Source organism: Microbacterium sp. NPDC055903 (genome assembly GCF_053615555.1).
Window position 1 is genome coordinate 64960 of the sequence record NZ_JBSHCA010000002.1, and the last position, 23328, is coordinate 88287.

The following is a 23328-nucleotide window of genomic DNA, read 5'->3' on the forward strand; positions in this document are numbered from 1 at the left end:
TAGCCTTCCGTCATGGTCGGGTCTCATCCGCATGATCTCCTCGTGCTCCTGGTGCACGGGGCGCTTCTCGGCGCAGGGGCCTGGTTGCTCGTCATCGATGCCCGTACGCATCGGCTGCCGAACCGCATCGTGCTGCCGACCGGCGGCGCCCTGCTCCTCCTCGTCCTGGTCGAGGCCACCGCGACGGGCGCATGGGCGACGTTCTGGCGCTCGCTGGCGGGGATGATCGTGCTCGGCGGCTTCTACGCACTGCTGAACCTGGCCGGAGGAGGAGTCGGCGGGGGAGATGTGAAGCTCGCCGCGGTCATCGGCATCGTGCTGGCCTGGCACGGCTGGCAGGCCTTCCTGACCGGTAGCGCCGCGGCCTTCATCCTCGGTGCCGTCTACGCGCTCGTGCTGATGACGCTGCGCCGCGCGAAGAGGACGACGCGCATCGCCTTCGGGCCGTGGATGATCATCGGCGCGGTCATCGGTGTCGTCGTGGGTCGAGGGGTCTAGGGTGATCACATGGCATTGGCACGACTTCACGGCGGACCGCTGGACGGGCAGATCATCCCGATCGAGAGCGCCGACGACAAGCTGGTCATCCCCTACAGCGAGACCCAGGTCGTCTATCACCGATCCGGAGACCCGCAGAACACCGGTTCCGGAGACGGTCCCACCGAGATCGACTACCGGTACGACGAGTCCCTCGAGGACATCGCGCCGGGCGATGACTGAGCCCGGCTCCGGTGCAGAGCCCTCGCGCATCGTCGAGGTCGAGCGCAAGTACGACGTCGACACCTCGACCCCGCTCCCGGTGTGGGAAAGCATCGACGGCGTCGATGCGGTGACGACGGGGGAGCTCCGGGAGCTCGACGCCCGTTACCTCGACACGGCTGATGCCGCACTCTCCCGTGCGGGTGTGGCCCTGCGCCGTCGCACCGGCGGCCCCGATGCGGGCTGGCATATCAAGGGCCCGCGCGAGGGCGACGGCCGGCTGGAGATCGGATGGCCGCTGGGAGACGGCGAAGACGTTCCCGGTGCGGTCGTCGAGACCCTTTCCCGCTGGACCACCGCGCCTCTCGCTCCTCTCGCCCGCATCGAGAACAGCCGCACCGCCTATCTGCTCACAGGTCCGGACGGGGTCGTGGCCGAGTTCGTCGACGATCGGGTCCGCTCGACGGATCTGCGCCGAGGCGTGCAGCGCGAATGGCGCGAATGGGAGTTCGAACTCGGCCCTGCCGCGCCCGCCGACGCAGCAGGCCGTGAGGCGCTCTTCGCTGCGGCGGAGGCGGCGATCTTCGGCGCAGGGGGCCGTCACGCGGCATCCGGTTCGAAGCTCGCTCGCGCACTCGGATTCTGAGCGTTCGGTCTACCGCGCGTCCTTGACGCGGGCAAGCCCCTGGCGCTGTACCGCTCGCCATGCCAACGTGTGCTCATGAGCGCCTTCCTCCGCGTGCCGCAGACCGTCCTCCCCTCGACAGCGCTCGCCCAGGAGGAGATCAGGAGTGTCTTCGCCGCGCAGCCGGGTCTCGATCGACGAGCCGTGCGCATCCTCAACGCCTCCTTCAGCGGCTCGGGGATCGACGAGCGCCGGACCGTCATCGAAGAGCTCGCCGCAGGGTCCGAGGGCGAGACGCTGTTCTACGATCGCGAGGAGGGCGTGCTGCTGTCGCCGAGCACGCGCGCGCGCAACGAGGCGTACGTCAGGGAGGCGACCCCTCTGTTCGTGGAGGCGGCGCGACGGGCGATCGACGCATCCGACGATGTCTCGCCCGATGACGTCACCCACCTCATCACGGTCTCGTGCACGGGATTCCACGCACCGGGCCCCGACTTCGCGATCGTGACCGCGCTGGGCCTCTCCCCGGGGGTGCAGCGGTATCACTTCGGCTTCATGGGGTGCTACGCGGCGATCCCGGCCCTGCGCGCCGCCGCCCAGTTCTGTCGTGCCGATGAGCGGGCGGTGGTGCTCGTGGTGAGCGCGGAGCTGTGCACGCTGCATCTGCGTTCCTCCGACGACCCGGACACCATCATCGCGTCCTCTCTCTTCGCCGACGGGGCGGCGGCAGCCCTGGTGACCGCGCGTCCGCCGGTCCCCGGAGTCCCGGGCGCGGAGCTGGACTCCTTCGCGACGTCGATCGCGCCGGACAGCGAGCAGCACATGGCATGGACGATCGGGGACGACGGCTTCGAGATGGTGCTCTCGACGGCCGTGCCGAAGGTCATCGAAGCGAACATCGATGATGCGCTCGCGGCGCTGTGCGCGGCGGATGAGGAGCTCGCCTACGCCCGTTCGTGCGAGGATCTCGCCGGAACGGTGACGCACTGGGCGGTGCACCCGGGCGGACGGGACATCCTCGACCGCATCCAGCACGGCGTCGGTCTCTCCCCTGGCCAGCTCGCCGACGCCAGGGAGGTGCTCCGCACCTGCGGCAACATGTCCAGCGCCACCGTGCTGTTCGTCTTGCGCCGCATCCTCCTCGGCCGGACGGCGCGCACCGGACAGCGCCTCATCGCGATGGCGTTCGGTCCGGGTCTCACGATGGAGGGCGGCGTGATGACCGTGCTGGGAGCCGCGGATGCCCCTTCCTGACCTGCGCGACAGGGACGCATCCGCGCGCGAGCTCATGGACGCACCGGACGCCGATCCGCAGGCGCTGGGCCGCACTTACCATCGCTTCGAGCTGGTGAACCGGATGCTCAGCGGGTGGCGCGGTCTGTATCGGCGGAGGATCCGCGCGCGCATCGCAGGACGAGAGGTGCGCGTGCTCGACATCGGCTCGGGAGGCGGCGACATCGCCAGGGCGCTGGCGCGCTGGTGCCTCGTCGATGCGGCCCGTTGCGAGCTCATCGCGGCGGACCCCGACGAGCGTGCGACGTCCTGGGCGCGCGCGCAGCCGGGGCCAGGAGCGGTGGCCTACGCGACAGCCGACTCGGGCGAGCTGCGTCGGACGGGCGAGCGCTTCGATGTGATCGTGTCCAACCACCTCCTGCACCATCTGAGCGAGGGGGAGGTGACCGCGCTGCTGGACGATTCGCGCGCGCTGCTGCGTCCCGGCGGGGTGGTGCTGCACAACGACATCGCCCGGTCGTCGGCCGCCTATGGGCTCTATGACGCGGTGACGCTGCCGCTCGCGCGCAATCTGCTGGACGGGACGTTCATCCGAGCGGACGGGCTCACGAGCATCCGCCGTGCGTACACGCCGGACGAGTTGCGGATGCTCGCCCCTGCGGCGTGGCGGATCGACCGTGCGATGCCCTTCCGCGTCGTCGTGGAGCTGCACGAGCCCTCTGGCCGAGAGTGATGCCGAAACCGCGGCAGGCATGACGAGGGCCCGGCCGCCGAAGCGGACCGGGCCCTCGTCATGAACGATCAGAAGTTGATCATGTGCCCGGCGAGGCCGTGGAAGCCCTCCTGCAGAGCCTCCGACAGCGTCGGGTGGGTGTGCACGTTGCGGGCGAGCTCCAGAGCGGTGAGGTCCCACTTCTGGGCCAGGGTCAGCTCGGGCAGCAGCTCGGAGACGTCGGGGCCGATCATGTGGGCACCGAGCAGTTCGAGGTGCTCGGCATCCGCGATCATCTTCACGAAGCCGACCGGCTCGCCGAGGCCGTGCGCCTTGCCGTTCGCCATGAACGGGAAGCTGACGACCTTGATCTCGCGACCGGTCTCCTTCGCCTGCGCCTCGGTGAGCCCGAAGGAGGCGACCTGCGGCGAGCAGAACGTCGCGCGGGGCATCATCCGGTAGTCGCCGAGCGTCTGCGTCTCGGCTCCGCCGATCGTCTCCGCGGCCACGACGCCCTGCGCCTCGGCCACGTGCGCCAGCTGCAGCTTCGCGGTGACATCGCCGATGGCGTAGATGCCGTCGACGTTGGTGCGCATGTGGTCGTCGATGTCGATCGCGCCGCGCTCGGTGAGCTTCACGCCGGTGTTCTCGAGTCCGAAGCCCTCGATGTTCGGGGCGAAGCCGACGGACATGAGCACCTTGCCGGCCTCGATGGATCCGGCCTGGCCGTCCTTGCCCGTGTAGGTGACCGTCACGGAGGAGCCGTTGTCGACGATCGTCTCGACCTTGGTGGAGGTGAGGATGTCGACGCCGTAGTTCTTGTACTGCTTGGCGATCTCCTTGGACACGTCTGCGTCCTCGTTGGGCAGTGCGCGATCGAGGAACTCGATGATCGTGACCTTGACGCCGTAGTTCGTGAGGACGTAGGCGAACTCCATGCCGATCGCACCCGCGCCGACGATGACGATCGACTCGGGGAGCTCCCTGGAGAGGATCTGCTCCTCGTAGGTGACCACGTTGTCGCTCAGCGTGACGCCGGGGAGCAGCCGCACCTTCGAGCCCGTCGCGATGATCACGTTGTCGAAGGTGACGTCCTCGGTCGTGCCGTCGGCCTTCGCCACCGAGATCGCCTTCGGGCCCGTGAACGTGCCACGGCCGTTGTACTCGGTGACCTTGTTCTTCTTCATCAGGAAGTGGATGCCCTTGACGCGCCCGTCCGCGACTTCGCGCGAGCGATCCCAGGCCTTGCCGAAGTCGATGGTGAAGTCGCCCGAGATGCCGAAGAAATCGGCCTTGTGCTTAAGCGTGTGCGCGAGCTCCGCGTTCTTGAGAAGCGCCTTGGAGGGGATGCAGCCGACGTTCAGGCAGACACCGCCCCAGTACTTCTCTTCGATGATCGCGGTGGACAGACCGAGCTGTGCGCTGCGGACGGCGGCGACGTAGCCGCCAGGGCCCGCACCGAGGATGACGACATCGTAATGTGGCATGGCTCCAGCCTATCGCTCTGCAGGGGTGTCGGAATCGGAGTCGGAGGGGTCGCGTCGCCCGCGGAGGGACAGCCAGACCGCGGCGCCCCCCGCAAGGAGGATGCCGCCGATCGCGAGCACCCAGATCCAGACGGATGCCCCATCGGAGCCCGTCTCTTCAGGGGCCGGTGCCACGGTGGGATCGGCTGTCTCGGTCGGGGCGGATGCCGTCGGCTCCGCGGCGTCAGGGGTCTCGGTCTCCACCGGCGTCGGCTCGGAGACGGCGGACCCCGTCGTGACGGTGAAGGTGAAGCTCCCATCGGTCGGATGCCCGTCGCTGGAGACCATCTGCCAGAGAACGGTGTACTCGCCGGCCGCGGCGCCCTCCGGATTCAGCGTCTGCGTGAGCACGGCGCCGTCGATCTCCGCCGGTCCTTCAGAGACGGTCTTGCCGTCCGCCGAGGTGACGACGACCGCCGTGCTGTCCGGAGCGTCGATGAGGGCGGCGCTGAACGTGAGCGTCAGCTGCGCCGGGAGCGTCTCGACGGTCGAGTCCGCAGCCGGATCGCTGGCCACGAGGGAATCGTGCGCCGATGCGCGTCCGGCAGGGATGAGCGCGAGGGCCGCCGCGAGCAGGACTGCGACCAGTGCGTAAGCGGGGGAGGGGCGTCTGAGAGTTGCGGCTGACACGCGTCCAGCCTATGCAACGAGGCTGAAGATCGTTCTGAATGCGGGATCCGCCTCCCGCAGGGCGCGCTCGATCCGTTAGGCTTGGACGTCTTAGGAGGGCACCGTGACAGACAACGACAGCCGACACATCGGGAACGCCGCGATCCATCGGGACGGCGAGCAGAAGCACGATGTGACGCAGACGTTCGGACACGATTCCGATCTCTCCTTCGTGCCCTTCGGGGTGGAGCTCTCGGAAGCGGAGCAGGCCGCGATCGCCGCGCTTCCCTCCGGGTCCGCGCTTCTGCTGGTCCGCTCCGGCGCTCTCGCCGGTGCGCGCTACCTGCTCGACACGGATGTCACGACCGTCGGGCGGCACCCCGAGGCGGACATCTTCTTCGACGACGTCACGGTGTCCAGGCGCCACGCGGAGATCACCCGCGCGGGGCAGTCGTTCGAGATCATCGACCAGCGCTCGCTGAACGGCACCTACGTGAACGGCGAGCGGGTCGACCGCAGCGTCCTCGCGAACGGCTACGAGCTGCGCGTCGGCAAGTTCCGGTTGAACTTCTTCGCCTCGCCTGCAGATCTCGCGGCGGCGAACGACTGATGGCGGCTGCCTCATCGGCCCGGGAGCGCTCCGCGTCTCCGGGCCTGCTGAGCATCGGCCAGGTGCTCGCCCGGCTCGCCCCCGAGTTCCCCGACATCACGGCGAGCAAGCTCCGCTTCCTCGAGGACAAGGGGATCGTCACGCCGTCGCGCACGGAGTCCGGCTACCGCAAGTTCTCGGCATCGGATGTGGATCGGCTGCGCATCGCACTGACGCTCCAGCGCGATCACTATCTGCCGCTCAACGTCATCAGGGAGCAGCTGGACGATGCGCGAGCCGCGGGCTCGGGTGACACCGCGCTGACGCCGCCGCCGTCGATCACCGCGACACCGCGCCGGTATCGGCGTGACGAGCTCCTCGCGGCGGCCGCAGCCGGTCCGCAGCTGCTCAACGACGCGATCAGCACAGGGATCATCGTCGCCGCCGAGTCGTATCCGGAATCGACGGTGACGATGCTGCGCGGGCTGGTCGCCCTCGACCGGCACGGCATCGAGCCGCGCCACCTGCGCTCCGTGCGTCAGAGCGCCGAGCGGGAGGTGGCGCTGATCGAATCCGCGCTGTCCGCGCTGCTGCGCAGGACCGATGCCGGTTCGCGGGGCAGGGCGGGCGAGATCGCCCCGGAACTCGCCGCGCGCATCGACGAGGTGCGGTCGATCTTCGTGAAGGAAGCGCTGGCGCGCACCCTTTCGTAACGAACTGATTGCGACACACCTTCCGAGCGATGCGGATGTCGTTGCCGGGGATGGGGCGCTGCTCTAGCGTGGAGACAAGCGCTTCAGGGAGGACAGAGAATGAATGCGGATGAGCTGAGCGGCGACCCGCGGTTCGTGACCGAGCTCCTCTTCACGGACGGTCTTCCCGCCATGGACGACGAGGTGGGCTACCGCGGCGCGGTGGCCGCACGCGCGGCGGGCATCACCTATCGCCAGTTGGACTACTGGGCCCGCACCGAGCTCGTCGAGCCCACGGTTCGCGGAGCATCCGGGTCCGGATCGCAGCGCCTCTACGGTTTCCGCGACATCCTCGTGCTCAAGCTCGTGAAGAGTCTGCTCGACACCGGTATCTCGCTGCAGCAGATCCGCACCGCCGTCGAAGAGCTCCGGCGTGCCGGCATCCGCGACCTCGCGGGAACGACACTGATGAGTGACGGCGCCTCCGTCTATCTGTGCACCTCGAACGACGAGGTCATCGACCTCGTGAGCCGCGGACAGGGCGTCTTCGGCATCGCCGTCGGCAAGGTCCTGCGCGAGGTCGAGTCGACGCTCGTCGAGTTCGACCCGACGGCTCCGGATCCCGTCGATGAGCTGGCCGCGCGTCGCACCAAGCGCTCCGCCTGACCGAGCTCGCCCCCATATCTGCAGACCTCCCGTCAGCGACGAAACCCCGGCATATTCGCGTGAATATGCCGGGGTTTCGTGAATGAGGAGAGGTCTCGCTCAGGTCTGGGGGCCGCGCTCCGGCACCGGCACGCGACCGGTGCGGATGATGCGATCCAGCAGCAGGTCGAAGTCCGCGGCGAGCTCCTGGGCGGAGTCTCCCGGCCAGATGTGCAGCGGCTTCGCGGCGCCCTGCGCCTGCTGCAGCGAGGTCCGCTCCGGGAGCTGGGGCGACAGCACGAGCGGCCCGAACATGTCGCGCAGCTCCTTGATGCGGAACTGGTGCTCGATCGACTGGGGGCGCACGCGGTTCACGACGATGCCCAGCGGCTGCAGTCGCGGCGAGAGACCACGGCGGATCTCCTCGATGGCACGCAGCGCGCGGTCCGCGGCGGCGACGGAGAACAGGCCAGGCTCGGTCACGACCATCACGCGGTCGCTGGCGGCCCAGGCCGTACGGGTGAGCGCGTTCAGCGAGGGCGCGCAGTCGATGAGCACGAGGTCGTAGTCCGCCTCGACGGCGGCCAGGGCCTCCTCGAGCTTCCACACGTCGCGCACGCTCGGGTGCGGTCCATCGAAGTTGATCGCGGAGGGGCTGCCGATGAGCACGTCGATCGTCCCGGGGTGGACCTTCGCCCAGCCGCTGGAGGTGATCGCCTGACGGACGACCTTCTCCTTCGGGTTGGCGAGAACGTCCGCGATGTTCAGACGTCCGGCCACCTGGATGTCCATCCCGGTGGAGACGTCGGACTGCGGGTCGAGGTCGACGACGAGGGTCCGGACGCCCCTGGCGAAGGCCGCGGAGGCCAGGCCGAGAGTCACGGTCGTCTTGCCGACGCCTCCCTTGAGAGAGCTGACGCTGAGTACGTGCACGGACTCCACGTTACCGTGCCCTAGTCTGGGGGGACACTCAGCCCCGCCCTTGCGCGTGCCATGTCGCGCGCATCGAGCAATAAGAGGTGTGCATGTTCCAGAAGATCCTGGTGGCCAATCGCGGCGAGATCGCGATCCGCGCCTTTCGTGCGGCATTCGAAGTGGGGGCGCGCACCGTCGCGGTGTTCCCCTACGAAGACCGCGGTTCCGTGCATCGGCTGAAGGCCGATGAGGCGTACGAGATCGGTGAGCGCGGGCATCCCGTCCGCGCCTACCTCGATGTGGACGAGATCATCCGCGTCGCGATCGAATCCGGTGCCGATGCGATCTATCCCGGATACGGCTTCCTCTCCGAGAATCCTGAGCTGGCCGCGAAAGCGGCCGACAACGGGATCGTCTTCATCGGTCCTCCGTCGCGCGTTCTGGAGATGGCGGGGAACAAGGTCGAGGCGAAGCGCCACGCCATCGAGGCCGGCGTTCCCGTGCTCCGATCCACGGAGGCATCCGATGACGTGGATGCGCTGCTCGCGCAGGCCGACGAGATCGGCTTCCCGCTGTTCGCCAAGGCCGTGGCCGGCGGCGGAGGCCGCGGGATGCGTCGCGTGGCCTCCAAGGCAGAGCTCGCCCCGGCGCTGGCCGAGGCGATGCGGGAGGCCGCCAGCGCCTTCGGCGATCCGCGGATGTTCCTGGAGCAGGCGGTGGTCCGTCCCCGTCACATCGAGGTGCAGGTCGTCGCGGACAAGACGGGGGAGACCGTCCACCTGTTCGAGCGCGACTGCTCCGTGCAGCGACGTCACCAGAAGGTCGTCGAGATCGCTCCCGCGCCGAACCTCGACGACGGCATCCGGACGGCGCTGCACGGGTACGCGATCGCCTTCGCCCGCTCGATCGGGTACGAGAACGCCGGGACGGTGGAGTTCCTGCTGGAGACGGCGGGGGAGCGCACCGGCGAGGTGGTCTTCATCGAGATGAACCCGCGCATCCAGGTCGAGCACACGGTCACCGAGGAGGTCACGGACGTCGACCTCGTGCAGACGCAGATGCGGATCGCGGCGGGGGAGACGCTCGAGGGCCTCGGCCTCACGCAGGACCGCATCCATCTCCGCGGAGCGGCGCTGCAGTGCCGTATCACGACGGAGGACCCGACGCAGGGATTCCGCCCAGACACGGGCAAGATCACGACGTATCGCTCTCCCGGCGGGGCAGGCGTCCGCCTCGACGGCGGCACGGTCCACCAGGGTGCGCAGATCAGCCCCCACTTCGACTCGATGCTCTCCAAGCTGACCTGCCGTGGTCGCGACTTCCCCGCCGCCGTCGCGAGGGCGCGTCGCGCGCTGGCCGAGTTCCGCATCCGTGGCGTCGCGACGAACATCCCTTTCCTGCAGGCGCTGCTGGAGGATGAGGCGTTCATCGCCGGCGACGTCAGCACCTCCTTCATCGATGAGCGCCCGGAACTGCTGCGCGGACGCGTCTCCAAGGACCGCGGGACCAAGCTGCTCAACTGGCTCGTCGACGTGACCGTCAACAAGCCGCACGGACAGCACCCCGGTACGGCGGATCCGCGCACGAAGCTGCCCACGATCGACCTCTCCGCCGCTCCGGCCACCGGGTCGAGGCAGCGGCTGCTCGAGCTCGGGCCCGAGGGCTTCGCGAACGCCCTGCGGCAGCAGACCGGCCTCGCGATCACGGAGACGACGTTCCGTGATGCGCACCAGTCGCTTCTCGCGACGCGCGTGCGAACCCGCGACCTCGTCGCGGCCGCACCCTATGTCGCCAGGCTCACCCCCGGGCTGCTCTCGGTCGAGGCATGGGGCGGTGCGACCTACGACGTCGCCCTCCGCTTCCTCGGCGAGGATCCATGGGAGCGACTGGACAAGCTGCGCGCCGCGCTCCCGAACATCGCGATCCAGATGCTGCTGCGCGGACGCAACACGGTGGGGTACACGCCGTACCCGACCGCCGTGACGGATGCCTTCGTGCAGGAGGCGGCGTCCAGCGGCATCGACATCTTCCGGATCTTCGACGCGCTGAACGACGTCGGCCAGATGCGCCCGGCGATCGACGCTGTCCGTGCGACGGGCTCCGCCGTCGCGGAGGTGGCGCTGTGCTACACCGGTGACCTGCTGAACCCGGCTGAGGATCTTTACACCCTCGACTACTACCTGCGTCTGGCCGAGCAGATCGTCGGGTCCGGTGCGCACATCCTCGCGATCAAGGACATGGCCGGCCTTCTCCGGCCGGCGGCCGCGGCGAAGCTCGTCAGTGCGCTGCGCGAGCGCTTCGACCTGCCCGTGCACCTGCACACGCACGACACCCCCGGCGGCCAGCTCGCCACGCTGCTCGCCGCCAGCGCCGCGGGCGTGGATGCCGTCGATGCGGCGTCGGCACCGCTTTCCGGAACGACCAGCCAGCCCTCGCTGTCGTCGCTGGTCGCCGCCCTCGCCCACACCGATCGCGACAGCGGGATCGAGCTGTCGGGAGTCAACGACCTGGAGCCGTATTGGGAGGCGGTGCGCAACACCTACGCTCCGTTCGAGTCCGGTCTGCCGGGTCCCACGGGCCGCGTCTACCACCACGAGATCCCCGGCGGTCAGCTCTCCAACCTGCGCCAGCAGGCGAAGGCGCTCGGTCTCGCTCAGGACTTCGAGCTCATCGAGGACATGTACGCCGCCGCCGACCGCATCCTCGGACGAGTTCCGAAGGTGACTCCGTCGTCCAAGGTGGTGGGCGATCTCGCTCTGCACCTGGCCGCGGTGAAAGCCGACCCTGCCGACTTCGAGGCCAACCCCGAGAAGTACGACGTGCCGGACTCGGTGGTCGGCTTCATGGCGGGCGAGCTGGGAGATCTGCCTGGCGGATGGCCGGAGCCGTTCCGGAGCAAGGTCCTCGCCGGCCGGGAGGTCCGTCCGTCGCTGACCAGCATCAGCGCCGAGGACGAGGAGCAGCTCGCAGGCTCGAGCGCGTCCAGGCGCGAGCGGCTCAATCAGCTGCTCTTCCCGGCGCCGACGCGCGAGTACGCCCAGACCAGGGAGCTCTTCGGAGACCTCTCGGTCCTCGACACCAGCGACTACCTCTTCGGGCTGATGCAGGGGCAGGAGCACCTGATCGAGATCGACCGCGGCGTCCAGCTGTACGTCGGTCTCGAAGCGATCGGCGATGCCGACGACAGGGGGATGCGCACGGTCATGACGACGCTGAACGGTCAGCTCCGCCCGGTCTTCGTCAGAGACCGCTCGGTCGCCGTCGACGCGCACGAGGTCGAGAAGGCTGACACGTCCAAGCCCGGTCAGGTGGCCGCACCGTTCTCGGGTGTGGTCACGCTGAAGACCGAGGTCGGCGCCGTCGTGAAGGCGGGTGCGCCGGTCGCGTCCATCGAGGCCATGAAGATGGAAGCCGCCATCACGGCCCCCGTCGACGGGGTGGTGGAGCGGCTCGCCATTGCGGCGACGGCGCAGGTGGATGCCGGTGATCTTTTGGTCGTCATCCGCCCCGGCCAGTAATCTTGTGCGGGCGAGACGCTCGCACAAGGCTTTCTGGGAGTTGATGCAGTGACTGCGAAGAAGAACACGGATCCGGCAGAGGACGACTCGCTGGGTGTGCTCGACGACGCCGCATCGCTGGATACCACCGGCATCGGCATCCTGGGTGGCACGGCTCAGGTCAATGTCGCGATCCCCACAGGAGACGATGACGACCTGGTCGACGACTCTGTGATCGACGGAGAGGTCGTCTCGGATCTCATCATCGATGAGGTCGAAGGCTCCTCGGGCGTCGGCCGTATCGACGACGAGGCCTTCGACATCGTCATCGAACTCCCCGCGGACGAGCTTCCCGAGGCTCTGCCTACGCCGGCAGCGCCTCGGGACAGTGCGGAGGACGTCGAGCAGGCGGGCCCCGCAACGGCGGCGAGTGCCGACCCGGCGCCGGTGACGGCGGAGATCGTCGAGCAGCCAGAGTCGTCACCCGAGCCCGAGCCGGAACCTGTCGTCGTCCCCCCGTCGAAGAGCGCGCCGAAGCCCGCCGCGGCGAAGGCGAAGGCGAAGGCGAAGACCGAGCCGGCAGCGGCTGCGGCACCCGCTCCGGTTCCGGAGCCGGTGGCCGAGAACGCTCTCGCCGCGGCAGGGGATGCCGCAGGCACCGCACCGTCGGAGCCTGCGGATGTCTCCGGATCCTCCTGGGCGGACGCCCTGCAGAAGGCGGCGAACGGCTCGGCGGCGGCTTCGGCTCCGGAGAGCCCTGAATCGGCATCCGACGCCGAAGCAGGGGATGTGCCAGAGCCGGTCCCCACGCCAGAGCCGGCACGTGCCGCCGATCAGGCGGCGCCGCGCGCGAAGGCGGACACGCATGCGGCACTCGCCCCGAAGCCCGTCGCCGCCCCCGCGGAGGTCGAGCTCGCCTCACGTCGCATCGACGACCAGCGCGGACAGGCCTCCCGCGAATCGGCCGACCTGCTCACGGCGGATCGCCTGCTGGATCCGCATCAGCTGACCAAGCCGGAGCCGGAAGGCGCCTGGAGCCACTTCCTCTACACCGTCTCGGGGCGCCGGATCAACATCGGCGACGGGAAGAAGGCCAAGGCCCGCAAGGCGCTCACGGCGCGGATCGCCGGCTCGCTGCCTGGTGGTGCCCGGTTCGTCCCTGTGCTCTCGCGCAAGGGAGGAGTGGGCAAGACCACCGTCACCGCGCTGCTCGGCATGGCGCTGGCGGATGCCAGGGACGATCGGGTGATCGCGGTCGACGCGAATCCCGACCGGGGAACGCTCGCGGCGCGCATCGTCGGTGCCCACGGCAAGTCCGTCCGTGACCTCGTCCGCGCGCGCGGCGAGGTGCGCGGCTACCACGACCTCTCCGCGATCGTCGCGCGCGATGTCACGCGGCTGGACGTGCTGGCCTCCGACGCCGATCCGCGCATCGCGGATGCCTTCGGCGACGCCGACTACCGGGACGTGGCCGACGTCGCCGCGCACTACTACTCGCTCGTTCTCACGGATACGGGAACCGGCATCGTGCACTCCGTCATGGGGGCCACCCTGGACCTCGCCGACCAGCTCGTCATCGTGTCGGGTCTCAGCGTGGACGAGGCGCGGCTCGCCTCCGAGACACTGACCTGGCTCGAGGCGAACGGCTACGCCGAGCAGGCCCGTCGCGCGATCGTCGTGCTCAACCAGTCCACGCCAGGCAGCCCGCTGGTGCGGCTGACGGAGCTCGAGACGCATTTCGCCACCAGGGCGGGCCATGTGATCCGCATCCCGTACGATGCCCAGATCGCCGGCGGTGGACCGATCGTTTTCGCCGCGCTCCAGCCCGAGACGCGCAACGCCGCCCGCGAGCTGGCTGCGCTCCTCGTCGAGGGCCTGCGGGCGGACGCCGCCTGATGGCCGTCCGTGAGATCCGCCTGTTCGGCGACCCGGTGCTGCGCACGGTCTGCGCCCCGATCGAGACGATCGACGAAGGGGTGCGCGCGCTCGTCGCCGACCTCGTCGACACGGTAGAGCTGCCTGGTCGAGCCGGCGTGGCGGCGAATCAGATCGGCGTCGCCGTTCGGGCCTTCAGCTACAACATCGATGGCGACATCGGCTACGTCCTCAACCCCGTGCTCGTCGAGGTGCGGGGAGAGCCCGTCCCCACCGGAGAAGGCTGCCTGTCGGTGCCGGGTCTCTGGCACGATGCGATCCGCTACCCGTGGGCGCGCGTCGAAGGCATCGACCTGGATGGCGACCCCGTCATCCTGGAGGGGGAGGGGCTGCTCGCCCAGGCGCTGCAGCACGAGACCGATCACCTCGACGGCAAGGTCTATCTCTCCCGCCTCGATCCTGAGACGCGCAAGCTCGCCATGCGCGAGGTCCGCGAGAGCGGCTGGTTCTGAGACGGATCGAGGCGATGCCGAACGGCACCGCCTCGATCCGATCCTCGTGGGTGGTTCAGCCGCCGAGCGCGACGTTCGTGGTCTGCACGGGCTCGTCGTAGATCGCCGAGATCTCGTCGGCGAAGTCCGAGACGATCACGTTGCGCTTGATGGACAGCTTCGGCGTCAGGTGTCCGGATGCCTCGGTCCACTCGCTGCCCAGGATCGTGAACTTCCTGATCGATTCCGCGCGCGACACGGTCGCGTTCGCCGCGTCGACGGCGCGCTGCACCTCGGCCCGCACTGCGGGGTCCTTGGCCGCCTGTGCGAGCGTCATGGACGCGTCGAGGCCGTTGTTCCCCAGCCAGGTGGGGAGCATCTCGGGGTCGAGCGTGATGAGCGCCGAGATGAACGGCTTCTGATCGCCGACGACGACCACCTGGCCGATGACCGGGTTCGCCCTGATCGGGTCCTCGAGGGCCGCGGGGGTGACGTTCTTCCCGCCCGCGGTGACGATGATCTCCTTCTTGCGCCCGGTGATCGTGAGGAATCCCTCGGAGTCGAAGGAGCCGATGTCCCCGGTGCGGAACCAGCCGTCGTCGAACGCCTCCGCGGTCGCCTGCGGGTTGTTCCAGTACTCCTTGAAGACGTTGATGCCGGTGATCTCGATCTCGCCGTCCTCGGCGAGGCGGACGCCCACACCGGGGAGGGCCGGACCCACCGTGCCGATCTTGGACTTGTCGGCGAGGTTCACGGTCGCGGGAGCCGTCGTCTCGGTGAGCCCGTAACCCTCGAGGATCGTGACGCCGAGGCTGTGGAAGAAGTGCCCGAGCCGAGGTCCGAGCGGGGCGGAGCCGGAGATCGCGTAGGTCACGTTGCCGCCCATGGCGGCCCTGATCTTCGAGAGCACGAGCCGGTCGAGCACCGCGAAGCGCATCTTGAGCCCGAACGGCACCTTCTTCCCCGCCTCGACGAGCTGCGAGTGCTCGATGGCGGCCGCAGCGGCGGCGCGGAAGATCTTGCCCTTGCCGCCCGTCTCCGCCTTCTGCTCGGAGGAGTTGTAGACCTTCTCGAACACGCGGGGGACCGCGAGGAGGAAGGTCGGCTTGAAGGATCCGAGTGCGGGGAGCAGCTGCTTGGTGTCCGGCTGGTGGCCGGTGCGCACGCCGGCGTGCACATCGAGGATCGAGATGAACCGCGCGAACACGTGCGCCGTCGTGATGAACAGCACGGTCGAAGCGCCCGGCGTGGTGACGACGGCCTCGAGCGACTTCGCCGCATTGCGCGCCAGTTCGACGAAGTTGCTGTGCGTCAGCACGCATCCCTTCGGTCGCCCGGTCGACCCGGAGGTGTAGATGAGGGTGGCGATGTCGCTGCCGACGGCGAGGTTGCGCCTGCGCTCGATCTCGGCATCCTCGACCTCGGCGCCCTGTGCCGTGAGCGTCGCGATCGCGCCGAGGTGCATCTGCCACACCTCGCGGATCAGCGGAAGGTCGCCGCGGACCTCATCGACGCGCTGGAAGTGCTCTGCCGACTCGACGATCAGGGCGACCGCCCCGGAGTCCTCCATGATCCACTGGATCTGCGCGGGGGAGCTCGTCTCGTAGATCGGCACCATCACCGCGCCGGCATAGAACAGGGCGAAGTCGATCAGCGTCCATTCGTACGTCGTGCGGGCGAGGAATCCGACCTTGTCACCGGGCTGGATGCCCGCTGCGACGAAGCCCTTCGCCAGTGCGATGACGGCGGTCTGGAAGTCGGCGGCGGTGATATCGCGCCAGCCGTCGCCCTGGGGGACCGAGAAGAGCGCGAGAGCGGGGGTCGCCTGGACGCGCTTGACCAGGAGGTCGGTGATGTTCGCATCTGGGTCGGCGGGGACGATCGCGGGGACTTCGAACTTGACCACGGCAGCTCCTTCGGTACCGGCCGGAACGGGTTGGGTTCGAGTCTATGGCATGGGATCGGGTCGCGCGCGCTGTGGAACTGAGTCGCACGCTCGTGCGGGCGCTAGACTTCACAGCGATGTTCTACTGGCTGATGAAGTACGTGGTGATCGGCCCCATCGTCAAGGCCGTGTTCCGGCCGTGGATCGTGGGCCGGAGCAACGTGCCGAAGAGCGGTCCCGCGATCCTTGCGAGCAATCATCTCTCGGTCTCCGATTCGGTGTTCCTGCCTCTCATGATCGATCGCTCCGTCTCCTTCCTGGCCAAGAGCGACTACTTCACCGGGCGCGGCATCAAGGGCTGGGCCACCAGGGTGTTCATGAAGGCGACGGGGCAGATTCCCATCGACCGCTCGGGCGGCAAAGCGTCGGAGGCGTCCTTGAACGCAGGGCTCCAGGTCCTCGGACGCGGTGACCTGCTCGGCATCTACCCGGAAGGCACCCGCAGCCCCGACGGCAGGCTCTATCGAGGGCGAACCGGTATCGCCAGGATGGCGCTGGAGGCCAAGGTGCCGGTCATCCCGGTGATCATGGTGGACACCGACACCGCCATGCCGATCGGTCAGGCGATCCCGAACGTGATGCGGGTCGGCATCGTGATCGGCGAACCGCTCGACTTCTCGCGTTACGCAGGCATGGAGAACGACAGGTATATCCTGCGTTCCGTGACCGACGAGATCATGATCGCGCTGCAGCGACTCGGCGAGCAGGAGTACGACGACGTGTACGCCTCGACGGTCAAGGACCGCTCGCCAGCGCGACGCACGTCCTGAGGGTGAGCGGCGCCCCACTAAGCTGAGGGCATGCCGACAACGCACGATCTCGACGCCTGGCGCTCCCTCCCGATCAAGCAGCAGCCGCAGTGGCCCGACGCCGAGCGCGTCGTCGAGGTCTCGTCGCAGATCGCAGCGCTCCCGCCTCTCGTCTTCGCCGGTGAGGTCGACAATCTCCGTGACCGACTCGCGCGTGCGGCATCCGGGCAGGCGTTCCTGCTCCAGGGCGGCGATTGCGCCGAGACCTTCGCCGGCGCCACCGCCGAGCAGATCCGCAACCGCATCAAGACGGTGCTGCAGATGGCCGTCGTGCTGACCTACGGCGCATCGATGCCGGTGGTGAAGATGGGGCGGATGGCAGGCCAGTTCGCCAAGCCCCGGTCCAGCGACAGCGAGACCCGGGGCGAGGTCACGCTTCCGGCATACCGCGGCGACATCGTCAACGGATTCGACTTCACCGAGGGCTCGCGTCAGGCGGACCCCGCGCGTCTCCTCCAGGGCTACCACACGGCGGCATCCACCCTGAACCTCATCCGCGCCTTCACGCAGGGCGGCTTCGCGGACCTTCGCGAGGTGCACTCGTGGAACAAGGGCTTCGCGCAGAACCCTGCCAATCAGCGCTACGAGCGGATGGCGGCCGAGATCGATCGCGCCATCAAGTTCATGGAGGCGGCGGGCGCCGACTTCGACGAGCTCAAGCGCGTCGAGTTCTTCACCGGGCACGAGGGCCTGCTGATGGATTACGAGCGCCCGATGACCCGTATCGACTCGCGCACGGACACGCCGTACAACACCTCGGCGCACTTCCTCTGGATCGGCGAGCGTACGCGCGAACTGGACGGCGCGCACGTCGACTACTTCTCGAAGATCCGCAACCCGATCGGTGTGAAGCTGGGACCGACCACCACACCGGAGACGGCTCTCGCCCTCATCGACAAGCTCGACCCGCACCGTGAACCGGGAAGGCTCACGTTCATCACTCGGATGGGCGCCGGGAAGATCCGCGACGCTCTGCCGCCGCTCCTGGAGGCGGTCAAGGAAGCAGGTGCGACGCCGCTGTGGGTCACCGACCCCATGCACGGCAACGGGATCACGACGCCGACCGGCTACAAGACGCGCCGCTTCGACGACGTCGTCGACGAGGTCCGTGGCTTCTTCGAGGCGCACCGCCAGGTGGGCACCTTCCCTGGCGGCATCCACGTGGAGCTCACCGGCGACGATGTCACCGAGTGCCTCGGCGGCTCGGAGCACATCGACGAGGCCGACCTCGCCACGCGCTACGAGAGCCTGTGCGACCCGCGCCTGAACCACATGCAGTCGCTGGAGCTGGCCTTCCTCGTCGCCGAGGAGCTCGCTGCGGCGCAGGGGCGCTGAACGACGGCGAAGGGCCCGGAACACTCGTTCCGGGCCCTTCGTCCATCCCGCACTCGAGACGGTCGGCGTCTCAGAGCCCAGGGGTCAGGGTGATGGTCGCCCCGGGCAGGGCCTCGTCGTCTGGATCGACACCGCGGACGCGGTAGATGTCCCAGTAGCCGCCGCCGAAGGGCAGTTCCAGATCGTCGATGCCGGCGTTGACCTCGAATCCGAGGCCTTCGAGCTCTGCGACGGCGTCCCGGATCGTCCAGCCGACGACGTCAGGGATCGCGATCGGCTTCGGGCCGAGCGAGACGATGAGGGTGACCTCCTCGCCGGGGCGCCACGAGCCCTTCTCAGCTCGGTCGGCGATGCCGATCACGGCATCCTTCGCGATGTCGTCGTTGTACTGCTTCGTGGCCTCGGAGTTCACGGTGAGGCGGACGGCCTCGAGCGCGGCGGTCGCCTCTGAGACCGAGTCTCCGGTGACGTCCGGAACAGCGCCGAGGGAGACCTGGATGACGGCGGAGTCGTCCTCGAAGACCTCGCATCCTTCTGCGCACTCGTGGAGGTCTCCGCCGGCTCGCGGCGTGACCTTCACATTGATCACCGAGCCCGCAGCGGTGCGAGAGGAGAAGTACTCCTCGTTCTCGCCGATGTTGATCCTCGCGTCGCTGAGGATCGTGCGCACCTCGTCCTCCGTCTTGCCGGCCAGGGCGTCGAGGGTGTGAGCGGCAGGGCCGTCGGAGATGAAGACGGTCACCTCAGCGCCCTTGTCCAGGCGCTCTCCTGGCTCGGGGTCGGTGCGGATCGTCTGGCCCGCATCCACCTCGATCGAGTTCTCATGGGCCTCGACAGCGACGAGCTCCTGCTCGGACAGCATCTCCTGCGCCGTGGCGAAGTCGGTGCCGCGGACGTCGGGCACAGCGACGAGTGAACCGGGGCCCGATCCGAACCACCAGCCGACGCCTCCGGCGAGGGTCGCGAGGAGGAGGACGAACGCCAGCAGGAAAGCGCCCCTGGCCCGCCGCTTGGATGCGCGGCGACGCAGTAGCGTCGCGTTGTCGACCGCCGCGGTCACCGCCACCGGTTCGGTGGTCGGCCCGGCGATCGTGCCAGGGAGGATCTTGGTGACGTCGCCGGAATCGAGCGTGGAGCGGGCCGGGGGAGCGGTCGCGGCCGCGACCTGGGGGGCGATGCCGAGATCGCGTTCGATCTCACGGAGCCGGTCGAGCATCGCCTGAGCATCGTCAGGACGGTCCTGCGGGGAGCGCTCGGTCGCCCACAGCACGAGTTCGTCGAGCTGCTCCGGCACGGAGGCGTTGCGGATGCTCGGACGCGGCACCGATTCGGTGGCGTGCTGGAAGGCGATCTGCATGGGCTGCTCGCCCTTGTACGGTTGCTCGCCGACGAGCATCTCGTAGAGCATGATGCCGAGGGCGTAGATGTCGCTGCGGGCATCGGCGGTTCCCCGGGTGACGAGTTCGGGGGCGAGGTAGGCGATCGTCCCGAGCAGCTGCGCACCGGTGGCGGTGTTCGCCGTCGTCGCCCTGGCCAGCCCGAAGTCGCCGATCTTGATTCGGCCGTCCTCGGCGAGGAGCACGTTCTCCGGCTTCACGTCGCGATGCACGATACCGGCGCGGTGCGCGGCTGCGAGGCCGGCGAGCACCGCATCCATGATGGTGATGGTCTGCGGGATCGTGAGGCGACGCTGCTCGCGCATGAGCTCTCGCAGCGTGATCCCGGGGAGGTACTCCATGACCAGGTAGGCGAGCTCGCCGTCCTGGCCCTGATCGAAGACATTGACGACGTGCGGGTCGGCCAGTCGTGCCGCCGCGCGGGCCTCCTGGATGAACCGGCTCTGGAACGCGGAGTCGTCGCTGAGATGCGCGTGCATCACCTTCAAGGCGATGCGTCGTTCGAGGCGGAGGTCGGTGGCGACGTATACGGTGGCCATGCCGCCGCGCGCGATCCTGGCGCGCACACGGTAACGACCGTCGACGAGCCGCCCGATGAGGGGGTCGGCCTGCTGATTCGTCGTCACAGAGAGAGTCTACGGAGAACCACCTGCGAGCCACGGGAACGGCTCGCCCCCGAAGCCCTGCCCGCGGTGATCATCCGTACAGCTCGAGCCACTGGTAGGCCTGCGACTCCCACTGGCCGTAGCGCTCGGGGTACTGCGAGATCTGCACTGCCTGCGCGGCGTCGCTGAAGCTCATCGACTCCCACCCCGGGACGTCCAGGAGGCCGCGCGTGGTCTGGCCGTTGGGGTCGGACTCGCCGCCGAAGAACGCGCGGATGGCGTATCCCCGGTGTCGGATCTCCTCCGGCGTGCCCCAGCCTTGGCTCGGCCGCTGCTGGAAGAGCCCGAGCGAGTCGCGGTCGCCCCAGTCGAGGTTGCGCAGCCACGACTCGACCATGCTCGTCGCGAGGGCGATCGCGATGCCGCGGTCGGACACGCCGAGCTCACGGCCGATCCGGATGATCAGCGCAGCGTTCTCCGCCTGCTTCGCGTTGAGCGCGTGATCGCCGGAGGAGGGGATGGCCAGGCGCTGGCCGGGGTAGATGATCGACGACGCGGAGAGGCCGTTCGCGGCCAGCACCGCCGAAGTGGTCGTGCCATGCGCGCGTGCGATGGCGGACACCGTGTCGCCCTTCGCCACGACATGCGTGGACCCGGTGGAGGAGGTCGCCGTCGGTGCGGCGGCAGCCGGCTTCGCAGCAGCGGGTGCCGAGAGGGTGAGGACCTGGCCGGGGTGGATGAGGGAGGAGCCGGTGAGTCCGTTCCAGGCCAGGACGTCCTTCGTTCGGAGGCCGAAGCGCTGTGCGATCGCCCAGACGGTATCGCCCTGTTTCACGGTGTACGAAGCGGGTGCCTGTCCCGCACTCAGGGCGAGGCCTCCCATCGGACGCGGCACCGCCGTCAGGTCGACCGTGCTGATCGCACCGGTCTCCGCTGCGGTCGCAGGGGTTCCGGTGAGGACGCCGGCGAGCGTTCCGATGATGGCCGCCGGTGTGGCGATCGGATGGCGTCTGGCTGTTCCGCGCAGCGTCTGACTCATGGTGTTCCCCCTCATGTGCCCTCAACACGCTGTCACGGATGTATATGCAAGTCAACAGGAGTTACTGCTGTGACACATGTGAACAATGGGGCGAAGTGCGATCGATGCCACGAGGTGAGATAGTTGCATCGTGCCTGAGAACGCCCCTGCGACGACCCCGACCGACTGGCTGACCCTTCCCGACCTCGTCGAGGTCCTCGGCGAATCGCTGGGGCGGGTGCGTCGCCTGCTCGACGAGCATCATCTCGTCGGGGTGCGTCGTGACGGCGTCTTCGCGGTGCCCTCGGTTTTCATCGTCGACGGGCATCCGCTCTCGTCGCTGCGGGGGACGATCATCGCGCTTCAGGACGCCGGCTTCAGCGACGACGAGGTCGTCGACTGGCTTCTCAGCCCGGAGGAGACCATGGGGCGCACGCCGATCGAGGCATTGCTGGCCGGGCACAAGAGCGAGGTCAGGCGCGTCGCGCGCACTCTCGCCTGACCCGCGCCGTCACGACGCGCGGCGGGTCGCCTGTCCGGCGAGATCGCGGAGCCGCTCGACGGCATCGCGCTGCAGCAGTGCATCGTCCAGTACGCGCAGCGCTGTCGTCGCGTACTCGGCGATCAGCGCTTCGACGCGATCGAGCGCACCGCTCTCGCTGATCGTGCGCTGAAGCCCGGCGATGACGTCGGCGCCGAGCCCGCGGTCTCCCAGAAGGGCATCCAGTGCATCCCGTGCTGCGCCGTCGATCCGCTCCCTGGTGAAGGCGACGAGCACGGTGCGCTTCCCCTCGCGCAGATCGTCGCCGGATGGCTTGCCGGTGACGCTCTCGTCGCCGAACACGCCCAGGATGTCGTCACGCAGCTGGAACGCCATCCCCACCGGGTTCCCGAACCGGCGCAGCGCGCTCTGCTGTCCAGCATCCGCTCCGGCGAGGAGGGCGCCGAGCAGGAGCGGCTCCTCGATGCTGTACCGCGCGGACTTCAGCGAGATCACGCGCAGGGCGCGATCGGCGTGCTCGTCGAGCGGGCTGACGCTCCAGGCCGACTCCTCGGCGATGTCCAGGAACTGCCCGATCGTCACGTCGCGGCGCATCCGGGCGTACTCCCGGCGGACCGCGTCGGCGTTCGGATGCTCGGCGATCGATTCCTCGAGGAGATCGTCGCTCCACGCGACGAGCAGATCGCCGAGGAGGATCGCGCCGGCGCGGCCGAACGCTTCCGCGTCGCCGCTCCACCCTTCTGCGATGTGACCGGCCTCCAGCGCCCGATGAGCGGCCGGTCGGCCCCGCCGCGTGTCGGAGTTGTCGATGAGGTCGTCGTGCACGAGCGCGGCGGACTGGAAGATCTCCAGAGCGGCGCACACGCCCCAGAGCGCATCGGGTTCTGCGGCCATGTCGTCGGCATGGCGCGCCACGGCCTGCCAGCCCGCATGACAGAACCGCGCCCGCAGGCGCTTGCCGCCCTGCAGGGTCCGCTCGGCGGCGTCGATGAAGCGGATGCCGTCCGGACCGTACTCTCCGGCCTGCGCGCGAATGCCGGAGAGGAAAGACGTCAGGCGGGCTTCGACGGCGTCGACGACGGTGCGGGAGGAGGTGGAAGGCACGCGTCCAGCCTAGGGTGAGAAGCACGGCGAGCTCTCAGCCGATCTCTAGCCTGTCGCGCCGCGCGCGAGTAGACTTTAAGACACTCAACCCGAGGGGGACGGAATGCCACTCTCCGAACAGGAGCAGCGTCTGCTCGACGAGATGGAACGCCATCTCCTCCAGAACGACGCCGATGTCGTCAGCGCGCCGACCGGCGATCGTGTACTGAGCTATCGCAATCTCGTCTACGGCGCCCTCCTGCTGCTGGCCGGCATCGGTGCGCTCGTCGTCGGTGTCGCGCTCGGCAAGGATCTCGGGTTCGTCGCCGTCATCATCGGGGTCGTCGGCTTCCTCGCGATGCTGGGTGGCGTGATGATCGCCGTCACCCCGATCCGTCGCACCACTCCTGTCGCCCCCAAATCCTCGTCGCGGGGGAACGCGTCTTCCTCGAGTTTCATGGATCGAATGAACGACCGATGGGATCGCCGCCAAGAAGGCCGCTGACCTCTCCACTTCTCTCCACGA

22 protein-coding genes are annotated in these 23328 nt (G+C 68.7%); 15 read left to right on the plus strand and 7 right to left on the minus strand.

Annotated features, from left to right (window positions below):
- The first annotated feature begins 12 nt into the window (after positions 1 to 12).
- The 5 genes from ACWGJP_RS09645 to ACWGJP_RS09665 all read left to right on the plus strand — a co-directional run bounded on the left by ACWGJP_RS09645 (position 13) and on the right by ACWGJP_RS09665 (position 3290).
- Positions 13 to 498, plus strand: coding sequence for a prepilin peptidase (locus ACWGJP_RS09645; protein WP_452329575.1), 486 nt, complete (start codon positions 13 to 15; stop codon positions 496 to 498).
- A 9-nt stretch (positions 499 to 507) separates the two neighbouring features.
- On the plus strand, positions 508 to 720 hold the full coding sequence (locus ACWGJP_RS09650) for a response regulator (RefSeq protein ID WP_452329576.1): 213 nt from the start codon (positions 508 to 510) through the stop codon (positions 718 to 720).
- The gene (locus tag ACWGJP_RS09655) at positions 713 to 1345 is read left to right on the plus strand and encodes a CYTH domain-containing protein (RefSeq protein WP_452329577.1); all 633 of its coding nucleotides are present in this window, start codon (positions 713 to 715) and stop codon (positions 1343 to 1345) included. The genes ACWGJP_RS09650 and ACWGJP_RS09655 overlap by 8 nt, the downstream gene beginning before the upstream one ends.
- Positions 1346 to 1420: 75 nt before the next feature.
- Positions 1421 to 2578 carry a type III polyketide synthase gene (locus tag ACWGJP_RS09660; RefSeq protein WP_452329578.1) on the plus strand — a complete coding sequence of 386 codons (1158 nt, stop codon included), beginning with the start codon at positions 1421 to 1423 and terminating at the stop codon, positions 2576 to 2578.
- Positions 2565 to 3290, plus strand: coding sequence for a methyltransferase domain-containing protein (locus tag ACWGJP_RS09665; protein ID WP_452329579.1), 726 nt, complete (start codon positions 2565 to 2567; stop codon positions 3288 to 3290). Before ACWGJP_RS09660 ends, ACWGJP_RS09665 begins: the two co-directional genes overlap by 14 nt.
- Before the next feature lie 68 nt (positions 3291 to 3358).
- Here ACWGJP_RS09665 and lpdA read toward each other — a convergent pair whose 3' ends face one another.
- Positions 3359 to 4756 (minus strand): dihydrolipoyl dehydrogenase, encoded by a 1398-nt coding sequence (gene lpdA, locus ACWGJP_RS09670; RefSeq protein WP_452329580.1) that lies wholly within the window; start codon positions 4754 to 4756, stop codon positions 3359 to 3361.
- Positions 4757 to 4765: 9 nt separating this feature from the next.
- Complete coding sequence (locus ACWGJP_RS09675) at positions 4766 to 5425, minus strand: copper resistance CopC family protein (RefSeq protein ID WP_452329581.1); 660 nt, start codon at positions 5423 to 5425, stop codon at positions 4766 to 4768.
- A 103-nt stretch (positions 5426 to 5528) separates the two neighbouring features.
- On the opposite strand from ACWGJP_RS09675, the gene ACWGJP_RS09680 reads away from it, so the two are divergent.
- The 3 genes from ACWGJP_RS09680 to ACWGJP_RS09690 all read left to right on the plus strand — a co-directional run bounded on the left by ACWGJP_RS09680 (position 5529) and on the right by ACWGJP_RS09690 (position 7351).
- Positions 5529 to 6014: an FHA domain-containing protein gene (locus ACWGJP_RS09680; protein WP_452329582.1), complete on the plus strand. Its 486-nt coding sequence runs from the start codon at positions 5529 to 5531 to the stop codon at positions 6012 to 6014.
- Positions 6014 to 6706, plus strand: coding sequence for a transcriptional regulator FtsR (ftsR, locus tag ACWGJP_RS09685; RefSeq protein WP_452329583.1), 693 nt, complete (start codon positions 6014 to 6016; stop codon positions 6704 to 6706). Before ACWGJP_RS09680 ends, ftsR begins: the two co-directional genes overlap by 1 nt.
- A gap of 99 nt (positions 6707 to 6805) precedes the next feature.
- The gene (locus ACWGJP_RS09690) at positions 6806 to 7351 is read left to right on the plus strand and encodes a MerR family transcriptional regulator (RefSeq protein WP_452329584.1); all 546 of its coding nucleotides are present in this window, start codon (positions 6806 to 6808) and stop codon (positions 7349 to 7351) included.
- A gap of 99 nt (positions 7352 to 7450) precedes the next feature.
- Here the strand turns inward: ACWGJP_RS09690 and ACWGJP_RS09695 are convergent, their stop codons facing one another.
- Complete coding sequence (locus ACWGJP_RS09695; RefSeq protein ID WP_452329585.1) at positions 7451 to 8263, minus strand: ParA family protein; 813 nt, start codon at positions 8261 to 8263, stop codon at positions 7451 to 7453.
- A gap of 92 nt (positions 8264 to 8355) precedes the next feature.
- Between ACWGJP_RS09695 and ACWGJP_RS09700 the strand changes: the two genes are divergently transcribed.
- Genes ACWGJP_RS09700 through ACWGJP_RS09710 form a run of 3 tightly spaced genes read left to right on the plus strand, consistent with a single transcriptional unit; the run spans position 8356 to position 14129 of the window.
- Complete coding sequence (locus tag ACWGJP_RS09700) at positions 8356 to 11763, plus strand: pyruvate carboxylase (RefSeq protein WP_452329586.1); 3408 nt, start codon at positions 8356 to 8358, stop codon at positions 11761 to 11763.
- 48 nt (positions 11764 to 11811) lie between these two features.
- The gene (locus tag ACWGJP_RS09705; RefSeq protein ID WP_452329587.1) at positions 11812 to 13638 is read left to right on the plus strand and encodes a MinD/ParA family ATP-binding protein; all 1827 of its coding nucleotides are present in this window, start codon (positions 11812 to 11814) and stop codon (positions 13636 to 13638) included.
- Positions 13638 to 14129: a peptide deformylase gene (locus ACWGJP_RS09710; protein WP_452329588.1), complete on the plus strand. Its 492-nt coding sequence runs from the start codon at positions 13638 to 13640 to the stop codon at positions 14127 to 14129. Before ACWGJP_RS09705 ends, ACWGJP_RS09710 begins: the two co-directional genes overlap by 1 nt.
- 55 nt (positions 14130 to 14184) lie before the next feature.
- Here ACWGJP_RS09710 and ACWGJP_RS09715 read toward each other — a convergent pair whose 3' ends face one another.
- On the minus strand, positions 14185 to 16014 hold the full coding sequence (locus tag ACWGJP_RS09715; protein ID WP_452329589.1) for an AMP-dependent synthetase/ligase: 1830 nt from the start codon (positions 16012 to 16014) through the stop codon (positions 14185 to 14187).
- A 116-nt stretch (positions 16015 to 16130) separates the two neighbouring features.
- On the opposite strand from ACWGJP_RS09715, the gene ACWGJP_RS09720 reads away from it, so the two are divergent.
- Together ACWGJP_RS09720 and ACWGJP_RS09725 are read left to right on the plus strand one after the other, a co-directional pair.
- Positions 16131 to 16823 (plus strand): lysophospholipid acyltransferase family protein, encoded by a 693-nt coding sequence (locus ACWGJP_RS09720; RefSeq protein WP_452329590.1) that lies wholly within the window; start codon positions 16131 to 16133, stop codon positions 16821 to 16823.
- Between the two features lie 30 nt (positions 16824 to 16853).
- The gene (locus ACWGJP_RS09725; RefSeq protein ID WP_452329591.1) at positions 16854 to 18197 is read left to right on the plus strand and encodes a class II 3-deoxy-7-phosphoheptulonate synthase; all 1344 of its coding nucleotides are present in this window, start codon (positions 16854 to 16856) and stop codon (positions 18195 to 18197) included.
- A 70-nt stretch (positions 18198 to 18267) separates the two neighbouring features.
- Here the strand turns inward: ACWGJP_RS09725 and pknB are convergent, their stop codons facing one another.
- Complete coding sequence (gene pknB / locus ACWGJP_RS09730) at positions 18268 to 20220, minus strand: Stk1 family PASTA domain-containing Ser/Thr kinase (protein ID WP_452329592.1); 1953 nt, start codon at positions 20218 to 20220, stop codon at positions 18268 to 18270.
- A 70-nt stretch (positions 20221 to 20290) separates the two neighbouring features.
- Positions 20291 to 21238 carry a LysM peptidoglycan-binding domain-containing protein gene (locus ACWGJP_RS09735; RefSeq protein WP_452329593.1) on the minus strand — a complete coding sequence of 316 codons (948 nt, stop codon included), beginning with the start codon at positions 21236 to 21238 and terminating at the stop codon, positions 20291 to 20293.
- A 130-nt stretch (positions 21239 to 21368) separates the two neighbouring features.
- On the opposite strand from ACWGJP_RS09735, the gene ACWGJP_RS09740 reads away from it, so the two are divergent.
- A complete protein-coding gene (locus tag ACWGJP_RS09740; RefSeq protein ID WP_452329594.1) occupies positions 21369 to 21719 on the plus strand; it encodes an Rv2175c family DNA-binding protein in 351 nt (116 codons plus the stop codon).
- 9 nt (positions 21720 to 21728) lie between these two features.
- Here the strand turns inward: ACWGJP_RS09740 and ACWGJP_RS09745 are convergent, their stop codons facing one another.
- Positions 21729 to 22823, minus strand: a complete 1095-nt coding sequence (locus tag ACWGJP_RS09745) for a polyprenyl synthetase family protein (RefSeq protein ID WP_452329595.1) — start codon at positions 22821 to 22823, stop codon at positions 21729 to 21731.
- A 103-nt stretch (positions 22824 to 22926) separates the two neighbouring features.
- Between ACWGJP_RS09745 and ACWGJP_RS09750 the strand changes: the two genes are divergently transcribed.
- The gene (locus ACWGJP_RS09750; RefSeq protein WP_452329596.1) at positions 22927 to 23307 is read left to right on the plus strand and encodes a DUF3040 domain-containing protein; all 381 of its coding nucleotides are present in this window, start codon (positions 22927 to 22929) and stop codon (positions 23305 to 23307) included.
- The last annotated feature ends 21 nt before the right edge of the window (positions 23308 to 23328 follow it).

What these genes read in the sequence shown, in the direction of transcription:
- ACWGJP_RS09645 (WP_452329575.1), top strand. Translation starts at nt 13, where the DNA reads ATGGTCGGGTCTCATCCGCATGATCTCCTCGTGCTCCTGGTGCACGGG.
- ACWGJP_RS09650 (WP_452329576.1), top strand. Translation starts at nt 508, where the DNA reads ATGGCATTGGCACGACTTCACGGCGGACCGCTGGACGGGCAGATCATC.
- ACWGJP_RS09655 (WP_452329577.1), top strand. Translation starts at nt 713, where the DNA reads ATGACTGAGCCCGGCTCCGGTGCAGAGCCCTCGCGCATCGTCGAGGTC.
- ACWGJP_RS09660 (WP_452329578.1), top strand. Translation starts at nt 1,421, where the DNA reads ATGAGCGCCTTCCTCCGCGTGCCGCAGACCGTCCTCCCCTCGACAGCG.
- ACWGJP_RS09665 (WP_452329579.1), top strand. Translation starts at nt 2,565, where the DNA reads ATGCCCCTTCCTGACCTGCGCGACAGGGACGCATCCGCGCGCGAGCTC.
- lpdA (WP_452329580.1), bottom strand. Translation starts at nt 4,756, where the DNA reads ATGCCACATTACGATGTCGTCATCCTCGGTGCGGGCCCTGGCGGCTAC.
- ftsR (WP_452329583.1), top strand. Translation starts at nt 6,014, where the DNA reads ATGGCGGCTGCCTCATCGGCCCGGGAGCGCTCCGCGTCTCCGGGCCTG.
- ACWGJP_RS09690 (WP_452329584.1), top strand. Translation starts at nt 6,806, where the DNA reads ATGAATGCGGATGAGCTGAGCGGCGACCCGCGGTTCGTGACCGAGCTC.
- ACWGJP_RS09700 (WP_452329586.1), top strand. Translation starts at nt 8,356, where the DNA reads ATGTTCCAGAAGATCCTGGTGGCCAATCGCGGCGAGATCGCGATCCGC.
- ACWGJP_RS09710 (WP_452329588.1), top strand. Translation starts at nt 13,638, where the DNA reads ATGGCCGTCCGTGAGATCCGCCTGTTCGGCGACCCGGTGCTGCGCACG.
- ACWGJP_RS09720 (WP_452329590.1), top strand. Translation starts at nt 16,131, where the DNA reads ATGTTCTACTGGCTGATGAAGTACGTGGTGATCGGCCCCATCGTCAAG.
- ACWGJP_RS09725 (WP_452329591.1), top strand. Translation starts at nt 16,854, where the DNA reads ATGCCGACAACGCACGATCTCGACGCCTGGCGCTCCCTCCCGATCAAG.
- ACWGJP_RS09735 (WP_452329593.1), bottom strand. Translation starts at nt 21,238, where the DNA reads ATGAGTCAGACGCTGCGCGGAACAGCCAGACGCCATCCGATCGCCACA.
- ACWGJP_RS09750 (WP_452329596.1), top strand. Translation starts at nt 22,927, where the DNA reads ATGCCACTCTCCGAACAGGAGCAGCGTCTGCTCGACGAGATGGAACGC.